Source organism: Haloferax sp. Atlit-10N (assembly GCF_003586325.1).
Classification (GTDB): domain Archaea; phylum Halobacteriota; class Halobacteria; order Halobacteriales; family Haloferacaceae; genus Haloferax; species Haloferax prahovense.
Window position 1 is genome coordinate 472,605 of record NZ_PSYX01000001.1, and the last position, 21,710, is coordinate 494,314.

21 protein-coding genes are annotated in these 21,710 nt (G+C 68.9%); 8 read left to right on the forward strand and 13 right to left on the reverse strand.

Annotation, left to right across the window (positions count from 1 at the left end):
• Positions 1-53: 53 nt before the first annotated feature.
• The 7 genes from C5B91_RS02495 to metG all read right to left on the reverse strand — a co-directional run bounded on the left by C5B91_RS02495 (position 54) and on the right by metG (position 8,246).
• Positions 54-1,190, reverse strand: a complete 1,137-nt coding sequence (locus C5B91_RS02495; RefSeq protein ID WP_008092274.1) for a restriction endonuclease — start codon at positions 1,188-1,190, stop codon at positions 54-56.
• Positions 1,191-1,274: 84 nt separating this feature from the next.
• Positions 1,275-3,029 carry a hypothetical protein gene (locus C5B91_RS02500; RefSeq protein ID WP_008092275.1) on the reverse strand — a complete coding sequence of 585 codons (1,755 nt, stop codon included), beginning with the start codon at positions 3,027-3,029 and terminating at the stop codon, positions 1,275-1,277.
• Between the two features lie 140 nt (positions 3,030-3,169).
• Positions 3,170-3,400, reverse strand: coding sequence for a hypothetical protein (locus tag C5B91_RS02505; protein ID WP_004972634.1), 231 nt, complete (start codon positions 3,398-3,400; stop codon positions 3,170-3,172).
• A gap of 41 nt (positions 3,401-3,441) precedes the next feature.
• On the reverse strand, positions 3,442-5,202 hold the full coding sequence (gene pyk / locus C5B91_RS02510) for a pyruvate kinase (RefSeq protein ID WP_115819047.1): 1,761 nt from the start codon (positions 5,200-5,202) through the stop codon (positions 3,442-3,444).
• Positions 5,203-5,316: 114 nt separating this feature from the next.
• Positions 5,317-5,604 carry a hypothetical protein gene (locus C5B91_RS02515; RefSeq protein WP_115819048.1) on the reverse strand — a complete coding sequence of 96 codons (288 nt, stop codon included), beginning with the start codon at positions 5,602-5,604 and terminating at the stop codon, positions 5,317-5,319.
• A 70-nt stretch (positions 5,605-5,674) separates the two neighbouring features.
• Positions 5,675-5,980, reverse strand: coding sequence for a hypothetical protein (locus tag C5B91_RS02520; protein ID WP_115819049.1), 306 nt, complete (start codon positions 5,978-5,980; stop codon positions 5,675-5,677).
• Between the two features lie 130 nt (positions 5,981-6,110).
• Positions 6,111-8,246 carry a methionine--tRNA ligase gene (metG, locus tag C5B91_RS02525; RefSeq protein WP_049968163.1) on the reverse strand — a complete coding sequence of 712 codons (2,136 nt, stop codon included), beginning with the start codon at positions 8,244-8,246 and terminating at the stop codon, positions 6,111-6,113.
• A gap of 337 nt (positions 8,247-8,583) precedes the next feature.
• Between metG and C5B91_RS02530 the strand changes: the two genes are divergently transcribed.
• The gene (locus tag C5B91_RS02530; protein WP_008092280.1) at positions 8,584-8,937 is read left to right on the forward strand and encodes a hypothetical protein; all 354 of its coding nucleotides are present in this window, start codon (positions 8,584-8,586) and stop codon (positions 8,935-8,937) included.
• Positions 8,938-8,999: 62 nt separating this feature from the next.
• Here the strand turns inward: C5B91_RS02530 and C5B91_RS02535 are convergent, their stop codons facing one another.
• The 4 genes from C5B91_RS02535 to C5B91_RS02550 form a co-directional block, all read right to left on the reverse strand.
• Positions 9,000-9,566, reverse strand: coding sequence for a YqaA family protein (locus C5B91_RS02535; RefSeq protein WP_008092282.1), 567 nt, complete (start codon positions 9,564-9,566; stop codon positions 9,000-9,002).
• A 49-nt stretch (positions 9,567-9,615) separates the two neighbouring features.
• Positions 9,616-10,689 carry a tyrosine decarboxylase MfnA gene (mfnA, locus tag C5B91_RS02540; protein WP_115819050.1) on the reverse strand — a complete coding sequence of 358 codons (1,074 nt, stop codon included), beginning with the start codon at positions 10,687-10,689 and terminating at the stop codon, positions 9,616-9,618.
• Positions 10,690-10,818: 129 nt separating this feature from the next.
• Positions 10,819-13,095: a phosphoenolpyruvate synthase gene (gene ppsA / locus C5B91_RS02545; protein ID WP_008092284.1), complete on the reverse strand. Its 2,277-nt coding sequence runs from the start codon at positions 13,093-13,095 to the stop codon at positions 10,819-10,821.
• A gap of 117 nt (positions 13,096-13,212) precedes the next feature.
• Positions 13,213-13,461 carry a hypothetical protein gene (locus tag C5B91_RS02550; protein ID WP_004044123.1) on the reverse strand — a complete coding sequence of 83 codons (249 nt, stop codon included), beginning with the start codon at positions 13,459-13,461 and terminating at the stop codon, positions 13,213-13,215.
• A gap of 77 nt (positions 13,462-13,538) precedes the next feature.
• On the opposite strand from C5B91_RS02550, the gene C5B91_RS02555 reads away from it, so the two are divergent.
• Positions 13,539-14,138: a J domain-containing protein gene (locus tag C5B91_RS02555; RefSeq protein WP_115804637.1), complete on the forward strand. Its 600-nt coding sequence runs from the start codon at positions 13,539-13,541 to the stop codon at positions 14,136-14,138.
• Positions 14,139-14,180: 42 nt separating this feature from the next.
• Here C5B91_RS02555 and C5B91_RS02560 read toward each other — a convergent pair whose 3' ends face one another.
• The gene (locus C5B91_RS02560; protein WP_008092288.1) at positions 14,181-14,960 is read right to left on the reverse strand and encodes a MarR family transcriptional regulator; all 780 of its coding nucleotides are present in this window, start codon (positions 14,958-14,960) and stop codon (positions 14,181-14,183) included.
• Between the two features lie 141 nt (positions 14,961-15,101).
• Here C5B91_RS02560 and C5B91_RS02565 point away from each other — a divergent pair, with 141 nt between their 5' ends.
• Both C5B91_RS02565 and C5B91_RS02570 read left to right on the forward strand, forming a co-directional pair.
• Positions 15,102-15,794: a metallophosphoesterase gene (locus tag C5B91_RS02565; RefSeq protein WP_115819051.1), complete on the forward strand. Its 693-nt coding sequence runs from the start codon at positions 15,102-15,104 to the stop codon at positions 15,792-15,794.
• A gap of 70 nt (positions 15,795-15,864) precedes the next feature.
• The gene (locus tag C5B91_RS02570) at positions 15,865-16,788 is read left to right on the forward strand and encodes a CPBP family intramembrane glutamic endopeptidase (protein WP_233514184.1); all 924 of its coding nucleotides are present in this window, start codon (positions 15,865-15,867) and stop codon (positions 16,786-16,788) included.
• Between the two features lie 45 nt (positions 16,789-16,833).
• Here the strand turns inward: C5B91_RS02570 and C5B91_RS02575 are convergent, their stop codons facing one another.
• Complete coding sequence (locus C5B91_RS02575; protein WP_115819052.1) at positions 16,834-18,111, reverse strand: NAD(P)/FAD-dependent oxidoreductase; 1,278 nt, start codon at positions 18,109-18,111, stop codon at positions 16,834-16,836.
• A gap of 94 nt (positions 18,112-18,205) precedes the next feature.
• Between C5B91_RS02575 and C5B91_RS02580 the strand changes: the two genes are divergently transcribed.
• The 4 genes from C5B91_RS02580 (at position 18,206) to C5B91_RS02595 (ending at position 21,707) form a co-directional block, all read left to right on the forward strand.
• Positions 18,206-19,375: a threonine synthase gene (locus C5B91_RS02580; protein WP_008092291.1), complete on the forward strand. Its 1,170-nt coding sequence runs from the start codon at positions 18,206-18,208 to the stop codon at positions 19,373-19,375.
• A gap of 85 nt (positions 19,376-19,460) precedes the next feature.
• Positions 19,461-20,156 carry a metal-dependent transcriptional regulator gene (locus C5B91_RS02585; protein ID WP_049913377.1) on the forward strand — a complete coding sequence of 232 codons (696 nt, stop codon included), beginning with the start codon at positions 19,461-19,463 and terminating at the stop codon, positions 20,154-20,156.
• Positions 20,153-20,854 (forward strand): TMEM165/GDT1 family protein, encoded by a 702-nt coding sequence (locus C5B91_RS02590; protein ID WP_049968171.1) that lies wholly within the window; start codon positions 20,153-20,155, stop codon positions 20,852-20,854. The genes C5B91_RS02585 and C5B91_RS02590 overlap by 4 nt, the downstream gene beginning before the upstream one ends.
• A 151-nt stretch (positions 20,855-21,005) precedes the next feature.
• The gene (locus tag C5B91_RS02595; RefSeq protein ID WP_115819299.1) at positions 21,006-21,707 is read left to right on the forward strand and encodes a LysE family translocator; all 702 of its coding nucleotides are present in this window, start codon (positions 21,006-21,008) and stop codon (positions 21,705-21,707) included.
• Positions 21,708-21,710: the final 3 nt, after the last annotated feature.

Here is a 21,710-nt window from a genome sequence, read left to right on the forward strand (position 1 = left end):
GCGGCGGCCGCGGTCGGTGCGCGATTCCCGTGGCGGGTCGGGCTCGCCCGCGCTCAGTCGTCGCCGTTCGGGTCGGTCGAGACGGTGTCGTCGTGGACGAACGCCACGGTGTCCTCGTTCGTCGGCTGGACGAGGACGGTCCCGGTGGTCGCGTTCGTCGGCACGGCGAAGACGGTCCAGACGTGCGTGCTCTCGCCGGGAGCGAACAGCGCGCCGTTGTCGAAGCCGGTCGCGTTCGACAGCGGCTGGTGACCGTAGCTGACGCCGTCAGACTCGAACACGAGCGCCGACTGCGGTAGGTTCCCGGGTGAGCCGCTCGCGGCCGTCGCATTGAGTCCGACGACGACGAACCGCTCTCCCTCCGGCGCGGCGTACGTTTGGTTACCCACCTGAAGCGAGTCTGCCGTCCGCGCGTTCCACCGGGCGACCAGGTCGGCCGAGTCGGTGCTCGCGCCCGAGAGCGCGGAGACGGCGACGCCGCTTCCGCCGCCGCTCGACCCGCCGAGTCCGTCCACCATCGGCCCGAGCGCGGCCACAGAACCGAGCGCGAGGACGAGCAACAGGACGGCGACGACGACCACGCGGACGCTCGGCGGCGACCCCGATTTCAGGTCGTCGACCGACGACGGCAGCCTGTCGCGGAGCGAGTCGCCCGAAGAATCGCCGCCGTCGCCCCCGCCGCCGGTGAGTCCGGCGAGCCGTTCGCGGAGAGCGGCTATCGGGAGCGACGCCAACGCCTCCTCGACCGGTTCGGGCAGGTCGAACGGCAGGCCGAACTCGACCTCTGCCGTCTCGAACACGTCGCCGTCCGTGTACTGTTTGACGGTCTGTTCGAGCCCCTCGTCGGCGACGGTCTCGCCGAGTTCCTCGCGGTCGAGCAGCGTCACGTCGTGGTTCGTGGCGAACCCGCGGACCGAGTCGTCGAACTCGCCCTGCGTGGCGACGACGACGGTGTCGATGCCGCGTTTTTTCGCGTGCGCGACGAACCCCTTGACGTGCCCCGTTCCCACCGTCGTCTCGACGGACGGGAGCACGAGCATGAGCCCTTTCGTGCCGTCGCCGCGCTGCCCCTGTACGAGGTATCGACCTTCGCCTCGGGGCTGGGCGTTCGTCTGCCAGTTCCGTTGGGTCCAGAGGTCCGAGAGGAAGTGGACGAACTTCGTCGGTTCGAGTTCGACGAGTCTCGTCACTGTTCGCGTCCCTCCGGTCCGTCGGGGGCGGGTCGTCGGTCGTGTCCGCGTCGGTCGTGTGTCATCTTATCGCCTCGGTGTTCGTCAGCGTCGCAGTCGCCGCGCGGCCAGTCCGGTGAGGACGAGCGCGACGACCGTCAGCCCCGGCGAGAACGGGATTCCAGTGTTCGTTCCGGCGGCGGCCGGTTCCAGCGGCGTCCGTTCGACGACCGGGAACGGCGTCTCAGTTGTCGTTTCTGCGGTCGATTCTGTTGGCGTCGCGGTCGGCGTGGCCGTCGGTGTCGGCGTCTTCGCGCCGGGTTCGAGCCGGACCATCGCGTCGTCGGCAACGATGGTGCCGACCGTCTCGTTGTCGTCCGCGGTCGCGTTGCCGTCGGTACCATTACCATCGGTAGCGGTCCGGTACGGCGCGTCGACCGCGACCGAGAAGTTCCCGTCGCGGTCGCGGTCCGCGTAGGCGATGGCGAGCAACTCCGCGTCGACCAACTGCCGGCGGTCGAACTCCACGACGACGTTCTGGTGCGTCCCCGGCGGGAGATACGCGCTCGTCCCCAGCGGCTCCTCGTCGGCGGTCTCGACGGCGACGAATCCGCCGACCGAGAGGTTCACCCGGCTGATGGTGACGAACGTCCCGTCGGTCTCCTGGTCGACGAACCGGAGGTTCGCCTCGGAGTCGAGGATGCGCATCGTGTGTTCGGTCTCGTCACGGTAGTCGCGCACCCAAAGCGGGAACGTGAGCCCGCGGTCATCGGGCGCGAACGTGAGGTTCTGCGAGACGGTCCGGTTCGCCGTGACCGTCATCGGCACGAGCTTCAAGAACGGCTGCCCGGGGGCGCGCGCCCGGAGTTCGACGACGCTGTTCGGCGCGAGGGTGGTCTCGCCGGTGACGTTCACCCGCAGTGACTCCCACGGGTACACCGTCTCGTTTCGCACCTCGATGGAGACGGTCGGTTCGACGAGTCGCACCCGCGAGCGCGCCGTGATGGTGTCCTCGTCGACGAAGTCGCTGTGGTCGCCGCGGAGCGTCACCTGCAGTTCGTACTCCTCGGTGTCACCTTCCAGCGGGAGTTCCGAGGTGTCCCAGACGACGAACACCTCGTCGTTTTCGAAGTCGGTGACGACCGTCGTCCCGTTTTCCGGCGTCGCGAGGAACGTCTGTTGTTCTCGGTTCGGCCGGACTTCGAGCTGATTCAGCGTGATTTCGATGCCGCGTGCGTTCGCGCCGCCGGTCACGTCGTCCGGGTTCAGCGCCGACTCGAGCCCGCTCTCGTTGAGGCGGACGACCGCGAGGTCGCCCTTGGCGACGGTCGTCCGCTCGGTCATCACGCCCCGAACGTCCCCGGGCGACACCGACGAGTCGGAGTCGTTCAGGCTCGCGGGCGCGACGTTGGTCGTTGCCGACGTGTTCCCGCGCTCCGTGACGTCGAGTTGGCCGATGGCGCGTTCGACGCCGTCGATGGTGACGTTCATCATGTACGTCGCCGGCTCGATCGGCTCGCTGAGGTGGCCGGTGTGGAGCGTCTTGTTGCCGCCACCGGAGACGTACGTCTCGGGCGCGCCAGTCGAGTTGTAGGTGTCGATGGTCAGGGTGGTCGTTCCCGACCCGACGAGGGCGACGGTCAGGTGGTAGCCGTAGCCGTCGCCGCCGATGTGGAGCGTGCCCGGCTGGGAGTGCTGGACGCGTATCTCGACGACGTCGCCGCGGGTGACGGTGGTAACGTCCTCGCCGAACGACGCGGTCGGCTCGTCGGCGGCGACTGCGGGCGTCGGAACCCAGAGCGCCGCGAGGAGAATCAACGCGGCGACCAACACGGAGGGTGCGCGGACTGCGTAACTCATTTGGTGTGTCCCGGTCGGGGGGGTTGACGGTGGTTCCCCTCGGGGTCACATAAATCAACAGTCCCGATTATCAAAACGGAAAGTCGGATGGTCGAAGCCCGGACCTCGCGGCGGCTCGCGACCGGCGCGCCGTGGGGCGGTCAGACCGCGCCCGGGAACACGGTGATGACGATGAGCCCGACAGCGAGGAGGACGCCGAGGAAAACGAACGCGACGTTTTCGGCCCGCGGTGACCCGGGCTCGATGGGGAGCTGTTCGATCTCGGGTTCGTCGTCGACGATGCCGTCGGGGCCGACGTCGTCGACGCCGAAGCGCCACTCGCCGTCGCCGTCGCGGTCGTCTTCGGCCTCGGGAGAGGGTGCGCGGGACATCGAATCGTGGGTAGGCGTCGCGGCCGGAAAGGGCTACCGCACTACTTCCGGTTGCCGCGGTCGTGGCTGATGACGTCGCCCTCGTAGACGATGCCACGTTCGGCGTGGAGCGTGACGGTCGCGCCCTGTTTGATGGTCTTCGGGAGCGGCGCGCCCGACACCATCGGGATGTCGAGTTCGCGCGCGACGAGCGCCGGGTAGCCGGTCATGCCCGCGCGGGCGTCGACGATGCCGGCGAGCTTGTCGGCGTCGCCGTTGAACTCGCCGTCGAACTCGGCGGACAGCGCGAGAATCGCGCCCTCGGGCACGTCCGTGAGGTCGCCGTCCTCGGTGCGGTAGAGGGGACCGGCGACCCGGCCGCTGACGATTTTCCGACCCGTGGCGACGGGCTCGGCGGCGACGTGGACCTTGAGCATGTTCGTCGTGTTCGTTCCTTCGAGCTCCGTCATCATGCCGGAGAGGACGACGATGGTGTCGCCGGACTCCGCGACGCCGGCGTCGAGCGCGGCGGTGACGGCGTCGTCCATGACGCCCTCCACGCTCGGGCTGTAGTCGGCGTACTGCGCCGAGACGCCCCACGAGACGGCGAGCTGACGGCGCGTCCGGTCGTTCGGCGTGACGGCGACGACGGGGACGCCGGGGCGGAACTTCGCGGTCTTCCGGGCGGTGTAACCGGACTCGGAGACGGCGACGACGGCCGCGGCGTTCACGTCGCGGGCGAGGTAGCGCGCCGAGCGAGCCAGCGCCTCGGTGCGGGAGCCCTCGTCGGCGGTCGGGACGCGCTGTTCTTGGCTCTCGTCGTACTCGGGGCTCTCTTCGACTTCCTCGACGATGCGGGACATCGTCTCGACGACGCGGACGGGGTGGTCGCCGACGGCGGTCTCGCCGGAGAGCATCACGGCGTCGGTGCCGTCGAGGACGGCGTTGGCCACGTCGGACGCCTCCGCGCGGGTCGGGCGGCGCGAGCGGACCATCGAGTCGAGCATCTCGGTCGCGGTGATAACCGGAACGCCCGCGGCCTGCGCTTTGCGGATGGTGCGCTTCTGGATGATGGGAACCTCTTCGAGAGGGCACTCGACGCCGAGGTCGCCCCGAGCGACCATCACGCCGTGGGCCGCCTGGATGATTTCGTCGAGATTCTCGACCGCGCCGGCGCGCTCGATTTTGGCGATAATGGGAATCTCCGCGCCGAGGTTCTCGAGGGTGTCGCTGATGGTGTAAACGTCCTCCGCGTCGCGGATGAACGAGGCGGCGACGTAGTCGACTTCCTTCTTGGCGGCGAGCTTCAGGTTCTCGTAGTCGGAGTCGGTGATGAGGTCGATGTCGAGGTCGACGCCGGGGACGTTCACGCCCTTACGCGAACTGAGCTTCCCGCCGGAGACGATGGTCGCGTGGACCGAGTCGTCCTCGACGCGCTCGACGGTGGCTTCGATGCGGCCGTCGTCGAGGAGGATGGTGTCGCCGGACTCCGCGGCGGTGATGGAGTACGACAGGCCGACGGCCTCAGGCGTGGCGTCGTCGCCCTCGTAGAAGCGGACCTCGCTTCCGGTTTCGAGGTAGATGTCCTCGTCGATGTCGGCGGTTCGTACCTCGGGGCCCTGCAGGTCGAGCATGGCCGCGAGCGGTTCGTCGGTCGCGTCGTCGACGGCGCGGATGCTGTCGATGACGTCGGACCGGTGTTCGACGTTGCCGTGGCTCGCGTTCATCCGGGCGACGCTCATGCCGGCGTCGGCGAGCCCGCGAATCGTCTCTCGGTCGAAGGACGCGGGACCGAGGGTGCAGACGATTTTTGCGTTTCTCATGGCGTCGCCTACGAGTGACTGATAAAAAAGCCCGATGATGAACTCGGTGTCGAGTAATGGGTTCGCATACGTACTCTCTATAGTTCGCCCGTCGAACTGACCGCTCGGTCGCCCTCACGAAACTATAATGGTCGTTCGGTAAGTTCTCCCGTCGTATCTGACGTAGCCGGGGTCGCGGAACTCGTTTCTGTCCGTTCCCTCTCGGAGGGTCACGGTCTCGCCTCCGAGCGCCTCGCGAAACGCCGACTGCTGGGCCGGCGCGAGGTTCTGGTACGAGACGGCGCCCTCGCCCTGCGGGAGGTCGTCGACCCGGGCGACGCTCAGTCTCGCGGTCCCGCTCGCGCCGCCGAGACAGCCCGTCGAGACGACGAGCGCCACGGCGAGTAACACGCTGAGTCGCATGGCGGCGCTCCATCGTCGCCGCTCAAATCGGCTCCGATTGTGGCGCGGGATTCGAGCGTCGAACGCCGACTCAGCCGGAGACGGTCGTCCGGTAGATGTCGCCGTCGTACCGGACGTAGCCGGGGTCGGCGAACTCGTTTCTCGCGGCCTCGTTCGGTATCGCCGCCGGTTCGCCGGTCGAGACTGCCTCCTCGAACGTCTCGCGCTGGTCGGAGTCGAGGTTGCCGAAGGCCACCGCGCCCTGTCCCTGCGGGAGTTCGTCCACGCGCTCGACCGTCAGGGTGCCAGCGCCGCCGCCCGTGACCGCGGCGACGACGCCCGCGAACACCGCGAGCGCGACGACGATTCCGACCGCTTCCCGTCTTCCGATTCGCATGGACGACGCTCGGGAGTCGGCGCAGTTAGGCGCTGTGGTCCACGCCTGATACGAGGGCGGTGGCGCGGTCGAGACGGCGCGTCGAAAAAACGGGTCGCGAGCGGTCGCGTATCGGGTCGCGGACGGTCGCTTACTGGACCTTCGTGCCGGGGACGGCGTCGCCGTGGGTGGTCAGGATGTCGGCCTCGTCGCCCGCGGCCAACAGCATCCCGTTGGACTCGACGCCGAACAGTTCGGCCTTCTCGAGGTTGGCGACGATGATGACCTTCGACCCGGCGAGCGAGTCGAGGTCGTGGAGCTGTTTGATGCCGGCGACGATTTGACGCTCTTCGACGCCGATGTCGACGGTGAGTTTGGCGAGCTTGTCCGCGCCGTCGATGCCCTCGGCGGCGACGATTTCGCCCACGCGGATGTCGAGGCCCTGGAAGTCCTCGAAGCTGATGCGGTCGTCGGCGAGGGGTTCGAAGTCGATGTCGGCGTCAGCGTCGGAGTCTGCGTCCATGTTCTCCTCCGCGTCCTCGTCGGACTCGTCGCTTTCGGATTCCGTCTCGGCCACGCGCGCTTCGAGCTTCTCGTTGAGCTCCTCGACGCGCTCGTCTTCGATTTTCTCGAACAGCGCCTCGGGCTCGCCGAAGGACGCCGGCGGGGCCTCGAAGGCGGCGTCGACGCCGGTGTCGGCCACCGACCCGTCCTCGCCGAGTTGCTCCCAGAGCGCCTGCATCTTGTCCGGCGCGACGGGGAAGAACAGCACGGCGATGGCCTTCGCAATCTGCACGCAGTCGCGGATGACCTGCGCCGCGGCCTCGGGGTCCTCGTCGGTGAGCTTCCACGGCTCGTTGCGCTGGATGTACTCGTTGCCGAACTGCGCGAGGCGGACGGCGGCGTTGCCGGACTTCCGGACCGAGTAGTCGTTGATGCCGGCTTCGAACTCGTCGATGGCCTCCTGAATGCGGGCTTCGACTTCCTCGGACACCTCCGCAGCGCGAGACTCCGTCTCACTGGCCTCCGAGTGTAACTCGGAGACATCCGGCGTCCCCTCGAAGTTGCGGTACGCGAAGAGCATCGACCGGTAGAGGAAGTTGCCGACCGTACCGACGAGTTCGCTGTTCACGCGGTCTTTGAACTTCGACCACGAGAAGTCCACGTCCTGCTGGAACCCGCCGTTGGTGGCGAGGTAGTACCGAAGCAGGTCGGGATGGAAGCCCTCGTCGAGGTACTCGTCGGCCCAGACGGCGCGGTTGCGCGAGGTGGAAAAGCCCTTGCCGTTGAGCGTGATGAAGCCGGAGGCCATGACCGCGCGCGGTTCGACGTAGCCCGCGCCGCGGAGCATCGCCGGCCAGAACACGGTGTGGTGCTGGATGATGTCGCGGCCGATGATGTGGACGATGTCGCCGGACTCCTTCCACGCGGCCTCCCAGTCGAACGTGTCGGCTCCGACGCGCTCCGTGTACTGCTTGGTGGAAGAGACGTACTCGATGGGCGCGTCGACCCAGACGTACAGCACGAGGTCGTCACCCTCCTCTCCGGGGTAGTCGATGCCCCAGTCCATGTCCCGGGTGATACACCAGTCCTGCAGTTCGCCCTCGATCCACTCGCGGGGCTGGTTCTGGGCGTTCGAGGTGCCTTCGAGGCGGTCGATGAACTCCTGAAGGTAGTCTTGGAGGTCGGAGACCGCGAAGAACTTGTGCTCGCGCTCGCGGTACTCCGCGGCGTTGCCAGTGAGCGTCGAGGTCGGGGCTTCGATTTCGCCGGGTTCGAGGTGGCGACCGCAGCCCTCGTCGCACTCGTCGCCGCGGGCGTGCGCGCCGCAGTACGGACAGGCGCCCTCGACGAAGCGGTCGGGGAGCCACTGGTCCGCTTCGGGGTCGTAGGCGACCGGAATCTCCTTCTCGTAGACGTAGCCCTCGGCTTCGAGCGTGCGGACGATTTCCTGGGTCAGTTCGGTGTTCGTCTCGTCGTGGGTGTGGCCGTAGTTGTCGAACTCGATGTTGAAGCGGGGGAACGTCGCCTCGTACTTCTCGTGGTGGCGGAGCGCGAACTCCTCGGGCGTGACGCCCTCCTTCTCGGCGTTGACGGCGACGGGCGTGCCGTGCATGTCCGACCCGCTGACGAAGGCCGTCTTTTGGCCGAGTGTTCGCAGCGAGCGACTGTAGATGTCGCCGCCGACGTACGTTCTGAGGTGGCCGATGTGGAGGTCGCCGTTGGCGTACGGCAGTCCACACGTCACCACCGCTGGCTTCTCCGTGGGGAAGTCCTCGTGACTCATATGTGTCGTGTATCTCGGAAGCGGGCCTAAAGCCCGCCGCTTCGGATGCGTCTGTCTGGCGGTGCGATATCGCCCCGAGGTTCGCCGGACCCGACCGTCGTCTCACGTTACCGAGTCGACGGCCGGAGGCGGGTCCACCCACGGCTAAAAGAACGCGCGCATACGCATGTTGTCGGGGAGACCCGTCGCGGTCACACCGGTACTGAAGCCGAGCAGGCGTATAAATCGTTGGGAGCGCTCGGGACCGCCGCACTCGACCGGTCACGACCGAACGCGTCGGCGACGCGCCAACACGAGTCACGCAACCGCTATCTCGTCGACCGACGCTCTCTCCGTCGTGACTACGACTACCGCCTCCCAACCCGCACGGAGCGTCGGCTTCGCCGCCGTGTTCGCCGTGCTCCTCGGCCTGTTCGTCTCCGGCTACGGCCTCCTCCTCGTCCCGCAGTCGCCCCTCGGTGGCGGCTGGATTCTCGCTATCGGCGTCTCGCTCGCGCTCGCCGGACTCTTCGCGATCGAGTCGGTCGGCCGACGCCTCGGCCTGTCCGCGGCCACGTGCCGGACGCTGTCGCTGTCGTTCGCGGCGCTCGCAGCCATCCTCTTCGTCGCGTTCGTCGTCGTCAACTACGCGTCCGTCGAGTCGTTCGAAGCGACCTCGGAGACAGCGACGGGGGCAGAAACGAGCGGCTGACAGCGGTACTGACGGCGACGCGACAACGACGGCGGGGTGACCGACCCGCGCGTGCGCTCCGCTCAGAGGAACGCCAGCGCGGCCTCGATTCCGATGACCGTCACGACGAGTCGACCGCAGGAGCCGACGAACGTCGCGGCCGCGAACTTGAGGTAGTCGTCTTCGAGGACCGAAAACGCGTAAATCGAGAGCGTGTCGGGAAAGCCCGGCACGCAGAGCGCGGCCGCGAGGCCGGCGAAGCCCCAGTTCTGTGCGATTTGGACGGCCTTGCGCTCGGTCCAGCCCATCACGTCGACCGGGAGCCGTTCGAGCGCCCGCTCGACGTAGCCCGACTCCTTCGTCTGGCGGCCGATGTGGAACGCGAAGACGCTTCCTGCGGCCTTGCCCGCGCCGCTGACGAGGATGATGACCGCCAGCTTCGCGCCGTAGGGGAGCCCGAGGTCGAGCGGCGCGGCGAGGACGATTTCGCTTACGCCGGGGAGGGCGAAGGCGATGAGAAACGAGTACGCGAAGATGATGACCAACCCGACCCAGCCCGTGGCCGTCTCGACGAGCGACGAGAGCCACGAAAAGTCGGGGTACAGACTGAGCGTCAGGTCTGCGAGCGATGCGAACGCGGTGAGAGACACACGAGAGGGTCGAAGCCAGTCGGTTGTAAGTTTTCAGGTTCGGACCGGCTCAGTTGCGCGTCGGGGTCGACCGGAGGTCGTCGAGGTCCGAGAGGAACGCCCGGAGCGACTCGCGGGAGACGTGCGGCATGCAGACGATGCGGAGTTCGCCGCTCGCGGTCCGCGAGATGCGCCAGCCGAGGTCCCGGAGCGACTCGAACTGCTCGTCGGGGACGCTCGCGGCGACCAGCGGGAGGTCCGGTTCGACCGCGTCGTAGCCCCGAGAGCGGAGTTCGTCGTAGAACCACTCGGCGTTCGCCTGCTGGCGCTCGTAGGCGTCGCGGTAGCCGTCGGGCCAGAGTTCGCGCATCGCGGCGGCCGCGGAGGCGACGCCCGCGCCGCTTCGAGTCCCGGTGAGGCTCGCCTGCGACGCGGATTCGAGGTACGGCGTGTCGACCGCCAGCGAGTCGACGACCGACTTGTCGCGGAACAACAGGCCGCCGGCGGGGACGACCGCCTGCCCGTACTTGTGGGGGTCGATGGTCATCGAGTCGATTGGCGCGTGAGCGAACGACCACTCGTGGTCGGTGAAGGGGAGGATGAACCCGCCCCACGCGGCGTCGACGTGCATCAGCGCGCCGGCGTCGTGGGCGACCGCGGTCAGCTCGGGTATCGGGTCGACGCGGCCGAACTCGGTCGTGCCGGCGACGCCGGCCACGAGGACGGTGTGGTCGTCGACGGCCTCGCGGACGGCCGCGACGTTCGCGCGGTAGTCGTCGTCGACGGGGACGATTCGGAGTTCCACGTCGAGCACGTCGGCGGCCTTCTGGAAACTGAAGTGGATGCTCTCGGGGGCGACGACGTTCGGGTCGTCGTCGCGGGCGTGGTTGCGCGCGGCTCGGATGGCCTGGATGTTGGCTTCGGTCCCGCCGCTCGTCACGTAGCCGTGGGGGGTCGAGAGGCCGGTGATGTCGCCGAGGTACGAGAGTGCGTCTTCTTCGAGGGCGGCGACGGCCTGATAGGTCGCCGGGTCGCCGGGATTGGTGGCAAAGAACCGCTCTGCGGCCTTCCGGGCGGCCGGGTGCGGTCGGGTGCACATCGAAGAGAGGACGCGGTCGAACTCCTGCGGTGCCGCGCGCTGCATGCATCCCACTATAACCACACCCAGTATATCGGTTCCGCTCCATTGCGCCGCGTCGCCCAGCCGACGGCCACCGCTACGGGGACGAGAAAAGACGGAACGCGGGTGGTCGGCCCTCGACGTTCGCCGGGGTCAGCGAACCGAATCGAGGAGGAGTCGCTGTTCGACGCGCTTGACCTCGTGTTGCACGTCGCGGACGGCGTCGATGTTGGCCGAGATGGAGCTGACGCCCTTGTCGACGAGGAACTGAACCATCTTGGGCTTCGAGCCGGCCTGCCCGCAGATGCTCGTCTTCACGCCGACCTCGCGGCACGTCTCGACGGTGTCGCCGATGAGTTTGAGCACCGCCGGGTGCAGTTCGTCGTAGATGTCGGCGACGTGCTCGTTGTTGCGGTCCACCGCGAGGGTGTACTGCGTCAGGTCGTTCGTGCCGAACGAGGCGAAGTCGATGCCGGCGTCGGCGAGTTCTTCGATGCAGAGCGCCGCGGCCGGCGTCTCTATCATGACGCCCCACTCGCGCTTTTCGGGGTCGATGCCGGCCTCGCGCATGTGCTCTTTCGCCCGCAGCACGTCCTCGGCGTCGTTGACGAGCGGGAACATGACTTCGAGGTTGTCGTAGCCCATGTCGAACAGGCGGCGGAACGCCTGCAGTTCGAGGCGGAAGACGCTCGGGTTGTCGAGGCCGCGGCGGATGCCGCGGTAGCCGAGCATCGGGTTGTGCTCGCGCGGCTCGTTCTCGCCGCCTTCGAGCTGTCGGAACTCGTCTGTCGGCGCGTCGAGGGTGCGGACGCGGACCGGTCGCGGGTAGAACTCCTCTGCGGCCTCGCGGACGCCCGAGACGATTTCGTCCACGTAGGCGCGCTCGCCGTTCTGCTCGATGAACCGCTCGGGGGTCTTGCCGAGCGTCAGGACCATGTGTTCGATGCGGAGCAGGCCGACGCCGTCAGCGCCCGTTGCGGCGGCGCGCTCGGCCGCCTCGGGGATGGAGACGTTGACCTTGACCTCGGTCGCGGTCATCGGCTTGACGGGCGTCTTGGGGCGGGCCTCCTCGACGGGCTGGCGCTGTTTCTCCTCGGGCTCTTCGCCCTCGCGGACGGTTCCCTTGTCGCCGTCGATGGTGACGACCTCGCCGTCTTCGAGGGTCTTCGTCCCGTCGCCGGTGCCGACGACCGCGGGCACGCCGAGTTCGCGGGAGACGATGGCCGCGTGGGAGGTCATGCCGCCCTCGTCGGTGACGATGCCGGCGGCGCGCTTCATCGCGGGCACCATGTCGGGCATGGTCATCTCGGTGACGATGATGTCGCCCTCGGCGACCTGGTCGAGGTGGTCGAGCTTGGTGACGATGCGGGCGCGACCGGAGGCGATGCCGGGGCTCGCGCCGAGGCCGCGGATGAGCACGTCGTCGCCGGTCGCGGCCGCCCGCGAACGTCCGCTGTCGCTCTCGTCTTCCTCGCCGTCGTCAGCCTCGGCGATAGTCGTAATCGGGCGCGACTGGAGCATGTAGACCTCGCCCTCGTAGACGGCCCACTCCACGTCCTGCGGCGTCTCGTAGTGGTCTTCGACCAGTTCGCCGAGTTCGAGCAGGCGGGAGACCTCGTCGTCGGTGAGGACGCGCTCGTGGCGGCGGTCGTTCGGCACGTCGCGCATCACGGTCTCACCGCTCTCCTCGTCGCGGACGCACATCGTCTTCTTGTCCGCGATGGTCGCCGTCTCGACCTCGCCGGTCTCGCGGCTGATGACGTAGTTGTCGGGCGAGACGGTGCCGGAGACGACGGCTTCGCCGAGGCCCCACGCGGCCTCGATGATAATCTCCTTCTTGCCGGTCGAGGGGTGTCGGGTGAACATCACGCCGGACTTCTCGGCGTCGACCATCTGCTGGACGACCACCGCGATGTCGACCTTGTCGTGGGGGAAGCCCTTGCGGTTGCGGTAGTAGATGGCGCGCTCGGAGAACAGCGAGGCCCAACACTCCTTGACGCGGTCGAGGAGGTCCTCCTCGGTGACGTTCAGGAACGTCTCCTGTTGGCCCGCGAAGGAGGCGTCCGGCAGGTCCTCGGCCGTCGCGGACGACCGGACGGCGACGAAGGCGTCGCCCTCGCCGACGCTCCGGTAGGCGTCGAGGATTTCCTCCCGCACGTCGTCCGGCATCGGCGTCTCCATGATGAGGTCGTGCGCCGTCTCGTGGGCCGCCTGCAGCGCCTCGGAGTCCTCGTGGTCGACCTCGACCGCGGCGAACAGCTCGTCGTCGATGCCCGCGTCCTCGATGAACGCGCGGTACGTGCCCGCCGTCACGACGAATCCCGGCGGGACGGGAAGCCCCGCACCGGTTAGTTCGCCCAGCGACGCGCCTTTCCCGCCGACCAGGTCGAGGTCGTCAGCCCGTACGTCGTCCAGCCAGACTACAGCCATGTGATGTTCGTATGGTCCCGCACCCCGATAAAGAAGTTTGCGAACGAAACAAGTATGAATGAAAACTCACTCGAAGGCGAGTATGAAATTGCGGCGTCGACCCGGAAACGGCCGTTCTCATGACTCTCGGCGCGCCCGTCCGTGTTCTTCGCAGAGGATTTCGCCGGCGTCCGGGTCGAGATAGAACGGCGACCCCGCTTCGACCGGCTTCCCGCAGATCGCACAGCCGTCGTCGTGTCGGAGGAAGTACTTCCCCTCGGCGCGGCCCGTCTCCAGTCGCCCGGCGGCGACGGCCGGTCGCGTCAGTCCCTCGCCGATTTGCGTGCGCTCCGCGCTGTCGGCCTCCTCGAAGCGAATCGGTCGCATACCAACGCGTGGGCCGCCGGCGGCAAATCGGTACGGGCAGCGAGGGGTTCATAATCGCTCGTCCCGTGATTTCTAGCGTGCTTCCGGAGTGGGTCTTTCTGCTCCCGCCGTGGCTCCTCGTCGGCCTCGCCGCGGGTGCGGTCGCCTCCGTCGTCGTCGCCGGCGTCTTCGTCGTCGGCGGTCGTGTCTTCCCGGAGCGGCGGGTCTCCCGCGGCCCCCGCGTCGACGGGACGGGCCGCCGCCGCCACGAAATCCGCGACTACCTCACCGCCATCGACGAGCGGTTCGTCGAGGACCGCCCGATCCGCGGCGAGACGGTGGCGTTCTTCCTCCCCGACCGCGGCGTCGCCATCACCTTCGACGCGCAGGCGTTCTTCCGCCTCGAACGCGCCGGCGTCTACGCCGTCCTCTGCGAACACGAGATGCCCGGCGGCCAACTCGGCCGGCGGCTCCCCTTCGACGTGCCGGACATCGAGCCCGAACTGGCCGACCTCGACGACCCCGTGTCGGCCGCGTTCGACCGGCTCGACCTCCCCGCGAACGCCTCCTCGGACGCCGTCAGAGACGCCTATCGCGCGCGGGTGAAGGACGTACACCCCGACCACGGCGGCGACCGCGAGCGGTTCCGCGAGCTACGGGAGGCGTACACGATGGCCCGAGAACACGCGGAGAGTTAAGCGGCGAATTCGACGTCGAGAAAACCCGAAACCGGCGCGGAGCTACGGCTCCGTCACTTCGAACAGCACGCCCGCGTCGCGGAGCGCGTCGGTCACGCGCCCGGCGGTGTCTGTGCTGGCGACGACCGCGGCGTCGAGTCCGCGGGCCGCGGCGTCGGCGGCGACTTCGCCCGGCGCGAACCACGTTCTGACATCGACTTCCGCGTGGCGGCAGGCGACGACCGCCTCGACGCCCGCGGCGACGACGATGTCGGCCTCGTCGCACGCCGCCGCGAGCGCGTCGGCGTCGACCGCGTCGGCCTCGGCGACTCGCGCCGGCGGCACCTGCAGCACGCGGACCGAGCCGGGTTCCATCTCGATGACGCCCTCGAAGCCGGTGACGCTGGCCGCGTCGCCCGCCTCGGCGTCGGTGGTGGCGACCCCGATGGCCGGCCCGTCGTCGCCGGGCGTGGCGTGTAGCAGACCGTCGCGGAGCGACAGGGTCACCGTATCGCCGGCCGCGACGTCGTCGGTGACGATTGCGGCGTCCTCGTTGACGCTCTCCAGCACGTCGTCGGTGACGTGCTCGGCGAACCGCTGGAGGGCGCGCGCCTCCTGAAACAGCCAGTCGACGCCCTCTTTCGTCACGCGGTAGCGCGACCGGCCCTGCTTTTCGACGAGCCCGTCTTCGACGAGGTCGCGGATGTACTCGGAGACCGCCTGGCTCGTCACCCCGACCGCCTCGGCGATTTCGCCCTGACTCACGGCCGGTTGCCGGTCGGCTATCTCGGCGAGGATGCGAAAGCGGGTCGCGGTGCGCTTGTCCTCCAGTGCGCCGCTCATGTGCCGAACGTGGGACGCACCGACTAAAAAGGCCCCTGCTCCGACGCTGGCTCTGCCCCCAACTTCGCCGGCCTCCCGCGAGCGTTCGCCTCGTCGCGCGCTGCCGGTGGAGATTTGTCTCCGACGCCCTTCCACTCGGTCGTGACCCGCGTCTCCGTCCGCGAGCGCGCCGTCTTCTTTCCCGACGCCGACGCGCTCGTCCTCTCGGACCTCCACGTCGGCCGAGCCGACGCGTCGGCGGTCGATTTTCCGCTCGGCGAGGGGACCGACCTCGCGGAGCGCCTGCAAGCCTACTGCGCCGAGTTCGCCCCCGGCGAGGTCGTCTTCGCCGGCGACGTGCTCCACCGGTTCGACCGCGTCTCGGAGCGCCACGTCGCGGCCCTCGAAGTCCTCGCAGAGACGTGCGTCGACGCGGGTTCCGACCCGGTGTTCGTCGCCGGCAACCACGACACGATGCTCGCGGAGGGCTGGTCGGGAGACGTACACGACGAGTACCGCCTCGCGGACGGGACGCTCGTCTGCCACGGCCACCGCGAGCCCGACGGCGACGCCGACCGGTACGTCGTCGGACACGACCACCCGACGCTCGCCGTCGAGGGTCGGCGGCGGCCCTGCGTCCTCTACGGCCCCGACGCCTACCGCGGCGGCGACGTGCTGATGCTCCCGGCGTTCACCCGCCTCGCCGCGGGCGTCGAAGTCAACCGGATGCGCGGGGCCGACTTCGACTCGCCGCTGGTGCGCGACGCGGACGACTTCAGGCCGCTCGTCCGCGACGTGGAGGCGGACGAGACGCTCACGTTCCCGCCGCTGGGGAAGCTCCGTCGGTTGCTCTGAGCCGTCGGTTCCGGGCGTTTTAGCCCGCAGAGACCGACTTCTGCTTCTCGCCCGACGAGAACCGAGATTGGTGGCTTTGGCTCGCGGCGACGTACTGCTAGTCGTCATGCCCGCCATCGCCACCGCCGTTCGAACGCACCGATTCGTCAGTTTCGTCGCGCTGACGTTCCTCTTCACGTGGCTCGCGTGGGTCCCGGCGGCGCTCCTCGTCAGCGCCGAGCGCATCGTTCCCGTGTCGTTGCTCGTCCTCGCGGGCGGGTTCGGGCCGTTCCTCGCCGCCATCGTCGTCGCCGCGGCCACCGGCGACCTTCGCCCGTGGCTTCGTCACGTCGTGAGTCCCCGCGCGCCGCCGTTCGTCTGGGTCGCCGCCGCGGTCCTCCCCCCGGTCCTGTTCGGCGCGACCCTCGCGTTCACCGTCGCGCTCGGGTGGACGTTCGAGTCCGCGGCGCTCGGTCCGGCGACCCTGTTCGCGGCGCTCCTCGTCTCGTCGTTCATCAGGGGCGGACTCGAAGAACCGGGCTGGCGTGGATTCGGACTGCCGGTCCTCCAGCGGCGACTCGGCGCGTTCCGCGCGTCCCTCGTCATCGGCGTCGTCTGGGCCGCGTGGCACGCGCCGCTTTTCGCCATGCCCGGGAGTTCGCAGGCGGGCACGTCGTTCGCCTTCTACCTCGTGTCGGTCGTCGGAATCAGCGTCGTCACGACCTGGCTCTACAACGAGTCCGGCGGGCGCGTCCTCGTCCCCGTCGCGTTCCACTCGGTCTGGAACGCGACCTCGGTCTTCCTCTCGACGGGAATTAGTGGTGACGGCCTGCTCCCCGCCGAGGCCGCTCTGGCCGCGGCCGCGTGGCTGTTCGTCGGCGTGCTCGTCTACCGATACGGCGCGGCGCGCCTGTCTTCGAAGCCGCTCCCGACGAACGGGCTCTCGTTCGCGGGCGAGCGCACTCGCAAGGCCGAACTGCCGCGCGAAGACGGTCCCGCGCGGTCACTCGACTGACCGCCACAGAAGGTAGGCAGACCGCTCCGAAAGGCGCGCACCGGCTCAGGAGAGGTCGTCGCGGACGGCGTCGGCCGCCTCTTTCCCGCTCCGCATCGCGCCCTGAATCGACGACCACGCGGTGTAGTCGCCGGCGAGGTACGCCCGGCCGGGGGCGTCGCGGGCGTCCGGAAGCGACTCGTGGACGCCCGGCGGTTGGGCGAACTGCGCGAAGGAGATGTAGTCGGTGTGGAGGAGTTCGAGGTCCTCGAAGTAGCGATCGGGGTACCACGCTTCGAGCGTCCGCCGAGTCTTCTCGAACAGTTCCTCCTCGGAGTTGTCCTGTGCGGCCGCGCCGAGGAACGTCGCGTTCAGGAGTTCAGCGCCCGGCGGGGCGTACTCCGGCGCGACGGTCGACAGCGGGACGACCGTGTTGGGGTCGGGACTCGGCGCGTTGAGCATGATGCGCTTGCCCGCGTCGAGGCCGCTCCCGCTCGGGAGCGTGTAGTACTGGGTGACACAGCCGTGAGCCTCGGTCGGAATCGACCCGACCCCGGTCAGTCGGCGCGCCTCCTTGGGGTCGGTGGCGACGACGACCGCGTCGGCTTCGAGCGACTCGCGGCCCGTGGTGACGACCGCGCCGTCGCCGTCGGACTCGACCGACTCGACGCGCTTGCCGAGGCGGACGGTCGCGCCCTCGTCGCGGGCGGCGTCGGCGAGTTGCTCGGGAACCGCCTGCATCCCCGCCGCGGGGACCGCGGTGCTCCCCGTCGAGAGCATCTTGAAGGTGTACTCGAACACCCGCTTCGACGAGGAGAGCGAGCGGTCGAGCGTGATGCCGCCGTAGAAGGGCGCGACGAAGTGCTCGATGTAGTCTTCGGAGAAGCCCCAGTCGCGGAGATACGACCGGATGCTCCGGTCCGCCGAGGCGAAGATTCCCTCCTCGTCGCGGGTGCTCACGTCCTGTCTGAGCGCCAGCGTCCGGAGCTTGTCGCTCGTCGTCACCTCCGGGTTGCGGACGGACTCGAACAGGCTCCCGATGTCGCGGAAGGGGTCCGAGAGGACCGCGCGTCTGCTCGGTCGGCAGATGGTCGCGCCGGGCGTGAACCGCCGGAGGTCGAGGGCGTCGAGGTCGAGTTCCCGTCGGACCGCGGGGTAGTCGGTGATGAGGACCTGGAACCCGCGGTCGAGCGTGAAGCCGTCTTTCGTCCGGGTGCGGACCCGTCCGCCGACGCCGTCGCGCCGCTCCACGACGGTCACGTCGGCCCCGGCGGCGGCGAGGTGTCGCGCGGCGACGAGGCCAGCGAGGCCCGCGCCGACGACCGCGATGTGGCTATCGTCCATACCTCGCCTCTCGGACGGGCGACACAAAGCCGCTACGGGTGGCGGCCATCGACCGACGGGAAGGGCTTAGTCCCTCCCCCCGTAAGCCCCGCCCATGCAGACGTCCGACACCTTCTCCGGGCTGGTGTGCACGGAGACCGGCGACGAGTACGACGCGGACGCGACCGGCGCGAGCGACGCCGACGCGCCGCTTGACCCCACCTACGACCTCGACGCGGTCGAGTGGGACGCCGAGACGCTCGCCGAGCGCCCCTTCGATACGATGTGGCGCTACCGCGAACTGCTCCCCTTCGCGGAGCCGGTGACGGCCAACGAGGGCGCGACGCCGCTTGTTTCGGCCGACGCGCTCGGCGAGGAGGCCGAGGTCGGTTCGCTCCTCATCAAGGACGAGGGCCGAAACCCGACCGGGACGTTTCTCGACCGCGGCTTCTCGCTCGCCGTCACCGCCGCGCGTGAGGCCGACGCCGAGGTCGTCGCGCACGCCTCGCCCGGCAACGGCGCGCAGTCGGCGGCCTCCTACGCGGGCCTCGTGGACGCTCGCTCCTACGGCTTCGTCCCCTCGCGGACGCCGTTCCCGAACAAGGCCATGGTGAACGTCCACGGCGGCCAGATGAAGGTCGTCGGTGGGCGCTACCCCGCCGCCCTCTCGGCGCTTCACGAACAGCTCAAAAGCGACTGGTACACCCTGCAGGAGTTCGACAATCCCTACCGCCACGACGGCGCGAAGACCATCGCCTACGAGGTCGCAGAGCGCCTCGACTGGTCGGTGCCCGACTGGGTCGTCGTCCCCGTCTCGACCGGCGAACTCGCCTACGGCGTCTACAAGGGCTTTTCCGACCTCGTCGGACTCGGACTGGTCGAGTCGGCCCCCAAACTCGTCGCCGCGCAGTCCGTCGGGTGCTCGCCGGTCACCACCGCGTGGGAGGCCGACAGCGACGCTCACGAGGCGTGGAACCACCCGGACACCATCGTCGGCGAACTGGAAATCCCCGACCCTGCGGGCGGGTCGCTCGCGCTCCGCGCCGTCCGCGAGTCCGGCGGTGTGGCCGTCGCCGTCAGCGACGACGACGCGCTCGAATCCGCCGTTACTGCCGCTCAGTCCGCCGGCGTCGAGGTCGGCCCCGCGGGCGGCGTCGCGCTCGCCGGCGCGTGGGAACTCGCGGACGAGTTCGACGAGGACGACACGGTCGTCGTCGTCAACACCGAGTCCGGGACGAAGAACGCCGACATCCTCCGCAGTCACCTGATGGGACAGGGCGTCTGAGGACCGCTTCGGCCGGCTGGTTCCCCGTTCGAACGCCCACGTTACCTCCATCAGACTTTTACTTTAGACGCATCTAATCCGTGGTATGTTGAGCGACGTGATGGAGGACTACCTGAAGGCAATCTACACGCTCCAGATGGAGCAGGGGCCGCCGGTTTCGACCTCCGACATCGCGGAGTACCTCGGGAAGACGCCGCCGACCGTGACGAGCATGGTCGGAAAGCTCGAAGACCGCGGGCTGGTCGACCGCGAGAAGTACAAAGGTGTCGAACTGACCACGGAAGGCGAGACCGTCGCGCTGGAAGTCCTCCGCCACCACCGCCTCTTGGAGGCGTATCTCACGGAGCACCTCGACTACTCGTGGAGCGAGGTCCACGACGAGGCAGACGCGCTCGAACACCACATCAGCGAGGAGTTCGAAAAGCGGGTCGCGGCCGCCCTCGGCGAACCCGAGGTCGACCCCCACGGCGACCCCATCCCGAGCGCCGACCTCACGCCGCCGGACTCCTCGGGGCTGTCGGCGCTTTCCGAGTGCGAGGTCGGCGACCGCCTCGTGGTCGCCCGCGTCAGCGACCGCGACCCCGCGGAGTTGGAGTACCTCTCCGAGGCCGGCGTCACACCCGGCACGACCATCGAAGTGACCGACATCGCCCCCTTCGGGATGGTGACGGTGCGCGTCGGCGACGACGGTCGCGAGCAGAGTCTCCCGGAGTCCGTGGCCCGAACGATTCGCGTCCGACCGCCCGACGAGCCGAGTAGCGAGGAGGTGTCGCCTGCGTGACCGGCTGGTGGGAGATTCTCGTCATCGCCCTCGTCTCCCAACTTGCGGTCCTGCCGGGCGAGAAGGTCCAGTTCATCATCGCGGGCCTCTCGACCCGCTTCGACCCGAAGGTCGTCGTCGCGGCCGCGGGGTCGGCGTTCGCACTCTGGACGGCCCTCGAAATCATGCTCGGGCAGGCGCTCAAAAGCGCGCTCCCGCCGGCCGCGCTCGACGCCATCACCGCCGTCCTGTTCGCCACGTTCGCGGTGTTGCTCTACCGTTCCGCGCCCGACGCGTCCGCGGGGAGCGAGGTCGCGACCACCGACGGCGGCGTCTCCGGGTTCGACGACGCGCCGACGGTGTTCGGCCGCGAACTGTCGACGCAGGGCTTCGGCGGCTTTCTGCCCATCTTCGCCATGATGGCCGCGGGCGAGTTCGGTGACAAGACCCAAGTCGTCACCATCGGACTGGCCCTGCAGTACGGCGCGACCTCGGCCATCTGGGTGGGTGAGATGCTCGCCATCATCCCCGTGAGCATCGCCAACGCGTACTTCTTCCACCGCTTCTCGGGCCGGGTCGACACGCGCAAGGCGTACCTCGGCGCGGCCGCCCTGTTCGGCTTCTTCGCCGTCGACACCCTGCTCGCCATCGCCACCGGCTTCTCCGTCTGGGAGACGCTCGTCGGCACCGTCAGCGACGCCGTCCTCGCGCTGGTCTGACCGGACGGTAGACGTCCCGAATCGCCCGGTCAGCCCCACCTGCCGCGGGGCGTCTAACTCCTCCGCGCCGTCGCTTCCGCGCCATTTTTCACGGCATCGCGCCCAAGAGAGAGCCATGTCTACCCTCCTTCCGTCCTTGGGTGCCGGGTTGGTGTTCGGGCTGGCCCTCGCCGCGCCGCCCGGCCCGATGAACGCCGTCATCGCCGAGGAGAGCGTCGTCCGCGGGTGGACCGCGGGCGCTCGGGCCGGGCTCGGCGCGATGAGCGCCGACGCGCTGTTTTTCGTCCTCGCGGCGCTCGGCCTCGTCGCGTTCGTCGAGCAGTTCCCGACGGTGCAGGCCGTCATGGTCGGTGCCGGGGGCGTCCTCATGCTCTACTTCGCCTACGGCGCGGCACAGGAGATGGACACCACGTTCCGCGAGGCCGCCGACCCCGACGAGGACAGCGCCGGGTTCACGAAGGCGTTCGTGCTCGCGCTGACGAACCCCTACCAGATTCTGTTCTGGCTCACCATCGGCGTCGGCCTGCTCGAAACCGGGACCGCCGACGTGCTCGCCCACACGCCCTATCTCGGCGCGTCGCTGTCGAACCTGCTCATCGTCGAGACGGGCAGCCCGGCGCTCATCCTCGGCTTCTTCGGCGGTATCGCGCTCTGGGTGACCGGGTTCCCCGCGGCGCTCGTCGCGGCCGAACAGCGCGTCGACTCCTTCGCGCCGGCCGTCGCCGCCGTCAGCGCCGTCGTTCTCGGCGGGTTCGGCGTCGTCTTCATCTGGGATGCGGTGCAGTCGCTCGTCTTCATCTGGGATGCGGTGCAGTCGCTCATCTGGGGCGCAGTGCGGTCGCTCGCGCTCTGAAGC

What these genes read in the sequence shown, in the direction of transcription:
- C5B91_RS02580 (WP_008092291.1), top strand. Translation starts at nt 18,206, where the DNA reads ATGCAGACGTCCGACACCTTCTCCGGGCTGGTGTGCACGGAGACCGGC.
- C5B91_RS02560 (WP_008092288.1), bottom strand. Translation starts at nt 14,960, where the DNA reads ATGAGCGGCGCACTGGAGGACAAGCGCACCGCGACCCGCTTTCGCATC.
- C5B91_RS02585 (WP_049913377.1), top strand. Translation starts at nt 19,461, where the DNA reads ATGTTGAGCGACGTGATGGAGGACTACCTGAAGGCAATCTACACGCTC.
- ppsA (WP_008092284.1), bottom strand. Translation starts at nt 13,095, where the DNA reads ATGGCTGTAGTCTGGCTGGACGACGTACGGGCTGACGACCTCGACCTG.
- C5B91_RS02575 (WP_115819052.1), bottom strand. Translation starts at nt 18,111, where the DNA reads ATGGACGATAGCCACATCGCGGTCGTCGGCGCGGGCCTCGCTGGCCTC.
- C5B91_RS02515 (WP_115819048.1), bottom strand. Translation starts at nt 5,604, where the DNA reads ATGCGACTCAGCGTGTTACTCGCCGTGGCGCTCGTCGTCTCGACGGGC.
- C5B91_RS02520 (WP_115819049.1), bottom strand. Translation starts at nt 5,980, where the DNA reads ATGCGAATCGGAAGACGGGAAGCGGTCGGAATCGTCGTCGCGCTCGCG.
- C5B91_RS02505 (WP_004972634.1), bottom strand. Translation starts at nt 3,400, where the DNA reads ATGTCCCGCGCACCCTCTCCCGAGGCCGAAGACGACCGCGACGGCGAC.
- pyk (WP_115819047.1), bottom strand. Translation starts at nt 5,202, where the DNA reads ATGAGAAACGCAAAAATCGTCTGCACCCTCGGTCCCGCGTCCTTCGAC.
- C5B91_RS02550 (WP_004044123.1), bottom strand. Translation starts at nt 13,461, where the DNA reads ATGCGACCGATTCGCTTCGAGGAGGCCGACAGCGCGGAGCGCACGCAA.
- metG (WP_049968163.1), bottom strand. Translation starts at nt 8,246, where the DNA reads ATGAGTCACGAGGACTTCCCCACGGAGAAGCCAGCGGTGGTGACGTGT.
- C5B91_RS02500 (WP_008092275.1), bottom strand. Translation starts at nt 3,029, where the DNA reads ATGAGTTACGCAGTCCGCGCACCCTCCGTGTTGGTCGCCGCGTTGATT.
- mfnA (WP_115819050.1), bottom strand. Translation starts at nt 10,689, where the DNA reads ATGCAGCGCGCGGCACCGCAGGAGTTCGACCGCGTCCTCTCTTCGATG.